The sequence below is a fragment of the Streptomyces sp. BV286 genome (assembly GCF_019090165.1).
In the GTDB taxonomy this organism is placed as follows: Bacteria; Actinomycetota; Actinomycetes; order Streptomycetales; family Streptomycetaceae; genus Streptomyces.
Genome location: NZ_JAHRIB010000192.1, coordinates 1 through 5,406 on the forward strand (window position 1 = coordinate 1; position 5,406 = coordinate 5,406).

Here is a 5,406-nt window from a genome sequence, read left to right on the forward strand (position 1 = left end):
ATCATGCGGTGTCGGGTGTGGTGCTGTTGCCGGGTGCGGCGTTCGTGGAGTTGGTGGTGCGGGCCGGTGACGAGGTGGGGTGTGGCCGGGTTGAGGAGTTGATGCTGGCGGCGCCGTTGGTGGTGCCGGCGCGCGGTGCGGTGCAGGTGCAGGTGGTGGTGGGTGCTGCCGGGGACGGCGGACGTCGCAGTGTGGGCGTGTATTCCGGTTCGGGTGAGGGGGTGGAGGGGGAGTGGGTGTGTCATGCCACTGGCTTCGTGACCTCTGACACCGCCTCGCAGTCGGTCGGTGGGTCTGTGTTGTCGGCGGCGTGGCCTCCGCCGGGTGCCGAGCGGGTCGATCTGGTGGGTGTGTATGAGGATTTGGCGGTGGAGGGTTATGAGTACGGTCCGGTCTTCCAGGGCCTGAACGGGGTCTGGCGCAGGGGTGAGGAGGTGTTCGCTGAGGTTGCCCTTCCGGACGGCACGGCGGTGGAGGGTTTCGGGCTGCACCCGGCTCTGCTGGACGCGGCGCTTCAGGCGGCAGGCTTCGGCTCCTTCGTCCCCGACCCGGACACCGGTGAGGGCGGGGGCATACGTCTGCCGTTCGCCTGGTCGGGTGTGTCTCTGTATGCGTCGGGTGCGTCGTCGTTGCGGGTCCGCCTGTGGCCGGTCGGGGAGGATGGCTTCGGTGTGGAGCTGGCCGACGCGGCAGGACTGCCGGTGGCCCGGGTCGACTCACTCGTCACCCGCGACATCAGCCCGGAACAGCTCAACACCGCCGCGGGCGGGCATGACGTGACCGATGACGCGTTGTGGCGGTTGTCCTGGACTCCCGCCGCCTCTGCACCCTCCGAAGGTCCGCGATCGGGATGGGTGGTCCTGGGAGAGGGCAGCACCCTGGCCGGGGCCGCCGACACCGTGATGGACCTGACGGAGATCAAGGCGCTCGCGGATGCCGGTGGCGAGGTCCCGGACTGGGTACTGGTGGACGTGGAGGCCTGGGCGGCAGTGCCCTCGGCGGAGACCGGTGCCGACGTCCCGAACATGGTACGAGGTGTCACCGGACGGGCGCTCACGCTCGCCCAGGAGTGGTTGTCCGACGGCCGGTGGGCCGCCTCCCGCCTGGTGTGGGTGACACGCGGCGCTGTCGGCGTACATGCCCACGAGCCGGTACCGGGGCTGGCCCTCTCGGGAGTGTGGGGCCTGGTGCGTGCAGCGCAGTCGGAGCACCCCGACCGGTTCGCGCTCCTCGACCTCGACCCGGCCACCGACCCTGCGGGTTCCGGCCGGCCGGCGGATGTTTCCCACACGCCGGTAGACGATATCCTCGCGGTGCTGGCGTCCGGTGAGCCCCAACTCGCCATGCGTGAGGGCGAGATGCTGGCTGCCCGCCTCGCGCCTGCCCGGAGCGGCGACGCACTCACCGCTCCTGCCGGGGACGCTCCCTGGCGCCTCGCCAAGGACCCCGGTGGCAACCTCGACGCACTCACGGTTGTCCCGGCCCCAGACGCGGCGGATGCGCTCGGTGAAGGAGAGGTGCGGATCGCCGTTCACGCGGCCGGCGTGAACTTCCGCGATGTCCTGATGGCACTTGGCATGGTTCCGGCCCGAGGCACCCAACTCGGCGGCGAGGCCGCGGGCGTGGTGACGGACATCGGCCCCGGAGTGACCGGCATGGCGGTGGGCGACCGCGTCATGGGCGTCTTCGACGGCCCCTTCGGACCGGTCGCCGTGGCGGACCGGCGCATGGTGGCACGTATCCCCGACACCTGGACGTACGCCGAGGCCGCGACCATCCCGCTGGTGTACCTCACCGCGTACTACGGCCTGGTCGACCTGGCCTCGGTCAAGCCCGGCGACCGTGTCCTGGTGCATGCCGCCACCGGCGGTGTCGGCATGGCCGCGGTGCAGCTCGCCCGGCACCTCGGCGCCGAGGTCTACGGCACGGCCAGCCCGGGCAAGTGGGCGACACTGCGCGCGATGGGATTCGACGAGCGGCACCTCGCGTCCAGCAGGTCACTGGACTTCGTAGACCACTTCCTGAGCGGCACGGGCGGCGGGGGCGTCGATGTTGTCCTCAACTCCCTGGCGCACGAGTACGTCGACGCCTCTTTGCGGCTCCTGCCGCGCGGCGGCCACTTCCTGGAGATGGGCAAGACCGACATCCGAGAGTCGGACGAGGTCGCGGCCGCCCACCCCGGTGTTACGTACCAGGCGTACGACCTGACCGTCTTCACCGGTGTCGGCAGTCCCGGAGCCATTCCTGAGCGTATCCAGGAGATCCTCTCCGAACTGCTCGCCCTCTTCGACAAGGGCGTGCTCCGGCCGCTGCCGGTCACCACCTGGGACGTCCGCCGGGCATCCGCCGCGCTGCGCCACATGTCGCAGGCCCGGCACACCGGCAAGATCGCCCTGACTGTCCCGCAGCGGCTGAATCCGGGCGGCACCGCCCTCGTCACCGGAGGCACCGGCGTCCTGGGCAGCCTCCTGGCCCGCCACCTGGTCACCGAACACGGCGTACGCAACCTGCTGTTGGTCAGCCGACGGGGCGAGGACGCACCGGGCGCCGAGGCCCAGCGGGAGGAACTCGCCGCGCTGGGGGCCGACGTACGCATCGTCGCCTGCGACATCTCCGACCGGGTGGCATTGGATGCGCTGCTCGCGACCGTTCCCGCGGAAGCCCCGCTGACCGGCGTCTTCCACACGGCAGGTGTGCTGGACGACGGTGTGGTCGAGGCAATGACGCCCGAGCGGGTCGACGCCGTCATGCGGCCCAAGGTGGACGCCGCGTGGAACCTGCACGAACTGACCAGGGATCTCGACCTCGCGGCCTTTGTGCTGTACTCCTCGGCCGCCGGTGTGTCAGGCGACGCAGGCCAGGCCAACTACGCGGCCGCCAACGTCTTCCTAGACGCCCTGGCGCAGCGACGGAGGGCCGCGGGTCTGCCCGGACAGTCGCTCGCCTGGGGACTGTGGGAGGACCGGAGCGAGATGACCGGCCACCTGGGCGACGCGGACCTCGCGCGGCTGGCCGACGCCGGCGTCCGGGGATTCGCCGCCGCCGAGGGTCTGGCCCTCCTCGATCACGCGCACGACTTCGACGAGGCCCTGCTGGTCCCGATGCGCCTGGACACGGCAGCGCTCGCCGCGGACGCGTCGCCTGTACCGCACCTGTTCCGCGGGATCGTGCGCGCGCCCATCGCCCGCCGGGTCGCCGCCGCCGACACGGGGAGCCAGGGCACGGATCTGGAGACCCGGCTCGCGAGCCTCTCGCCGGCGGAGCGCAACGAGACCGTCCTGGAACTCGTACGCGAACGGGTCGCCGCCGTCCTCGGGCACGCCGGCCCTGACGCCGTCGAGCCGGCCAGAGCCTTCAAAGAGATCGGCTTCGACTCGCTCACCGCGGTCGAACTGCGCAACCGGCTCAACACCGCGACCGGGCTGAGGCTGCCCGCCACCCTGGTCTTCGACTACCCGACACCCACGGCACTCGCCCAGTACCTGCTGACGGAACTCGCACCGGGCCTGCCCACCGAGGAACCGCTCGGCGTCCGGCTGCTGGAGCAACTCGCCCACATCGAAACGGTGATGGGGGAGTCCGCCACCACGGCCGACCTGGACGCCGACCTCCACTCGGCCGTCACCGCACGCCTCAACGGCATTCTGACCGCTTGGAACAGCGCCCAGCGCGCACCGGATCACGGCGCGGCCGCGGTGGAACTGGACTCCGCCAGCGACGACGAGATCTTCGACTTCATCGACAGCACCTTCGGGAAGTCCTGATCCCTCCCCCCCGGCTGACCCACCGAAGCTCCCGCGTTCTCGCATCCCTGGACGCTCGCATACCTGGACGGGTGAACTACTCATGGCCAACGAAGCCAAGCTCCGCGAATACCTGAAGCGCGTCACCACCGATCTGCACGAGACCACCGAGCGCCTGCGCGAGGTCGAGGGCAGGGCGAGCGAGCCGATCGCGATCGTGGGTATGAGCTGCCGCTTCCCCGGCGGTGTCGAAACCCCCGACCAGTTGTGGGATTTGTTCCGCTCGGGCCGTGATGCGATCAGCGGGTTCCCCGAGGGGCGCGGCTGGGACATCGAGGGCCTCTACCACCCGGACCCCGACCACGCGGGTACCAGCTATACGCGTGAGGGCGGTTTCATCAACGGCGCCGAGAGGTTCGACGCCGGACTGTTCGGGATTTCGCCGCGCGAGGCCGTCGCCATGGATCCGCAGCAGCGGCTCCTGCTGGAGGCGTCCTGGGAGGCCCTGGAGGCGAGCGGGCTCGACCCGCTCCGGCTCAAGGGCAGCAGGACAGGCGTCTTCATCGGAGTGATGTCTTCCGACTACGGCATCCAAAAGGGCGCCGCGGCCGACGGGGCCGAGGGCCACCTCAGCACCGGCACCCACTCCAGCATCGTGTCCGGGCGCATCTCCTACGTACTCGGACTGGAGGGCCCCGCGGTCTCGATCGACACCGCCTGCTCCTCCTCCCTGGTCGCGCTCCACTCCGCCGCCCACGCCCTCCGCCAGCAGGAATGCACCCTCGCCCTGGCCGGCGGAGTCACCGTCATGGCGACCCCCGAACGCTTCGTCGAGTTCAGCCGCCAGCGCGCCCTCTCCCCGGACGGTCGGTGCAAGGCGTTCTCGGCGGACGCGAACGGCACCGGTTGGTCCGAGGGTGTGGGTGTCCTCGTCCTTGAGCGGTTGTCGGATGCGCGGCGCAACGGTCACGAGGTGCTGGCCGTGGTGCGGGGTTCGGCGTTGAACCAGGATGGTGCGAGTAATGGTCTGACGGCTCCGAACGGTCCGTCGCAGCAGCGGGTGATTCGTCAGGCGTTGGCGAATGCGGGTCTGACACCGGCCGAGGTGGATGCGGTCGAGGCACATGGCACGGGCACCACGCTGGGTGACCCGATCGAGGCGCAGGCGCTGCTCGCCACCTACGGCCAGGGTCGGGACGAAGGCCGGCCGCTGTGGCTCGGCTCGTCCAAGTCGAACCTCGGTCATACGCAGGCGGCCGCGGGTGTGGCCGGTGTGATCAAGATGGTGTTGGCATTGCGGGCGGGCCTCCTGCCCAAGACCCTGCACATCGACGAGCCTTCCTCGCACGTGGACTGGTCCGCCGGGGCGATCGAACTGCTCGGCGAGGCGCGGGAGTGGCCGCAGAACGGTCGGCCACGCCGGGCCGGCGTCTCCTCCTTCGGATTCAGCGGAACCAATGCCCACGTGATCCTTGAGGAGGCCCCCGCTCCGGAGGCCGAGGCGGCCGAGCCGGAAACGGCGGACGCACCGGCGGGCGTGCTGGTGCCGTGGGTGATGTCGGGCAAGTCTGTAGGGGCGTTGCGGGCGCAGGCGGGGGCGTTGTTGGCGCAGCAGCAGACGGCGGGTTCGTCGGTTGTTGATGTGGCCTTCTCGCTGAATGCG

The 5,406-nt window shown here is 70.5% G+C and carries 2 protein-coding genes; both read left to right on the top strand.

Annotated elements, in window-relative coordinates; all coding sequences use genetic code 11:
- The first annotated feature begins 56 nt into the window (after window positions 1-56).
- Window positions 57-3,764 (top strand): SDR family NAD(P)-dependent oxidoreductase, encoded by a 3,708-nt coding sequence (locus KUF83_RS36885; protein WP_308403307.1) that lies wholly within the window; start codon window positions 57-59, stop codon window positions 3,762-3,764.
- Window positions 3,765-3,846: 82 nt separating this feature from the next.
- On the top strand, window positions 3,847-5,406 hold a 1,560-nt coding region (locus KUF83_RS36890; RefSeq protein WP_217459427.1), incomplete at its 3' end, for a type I polyketide synthase.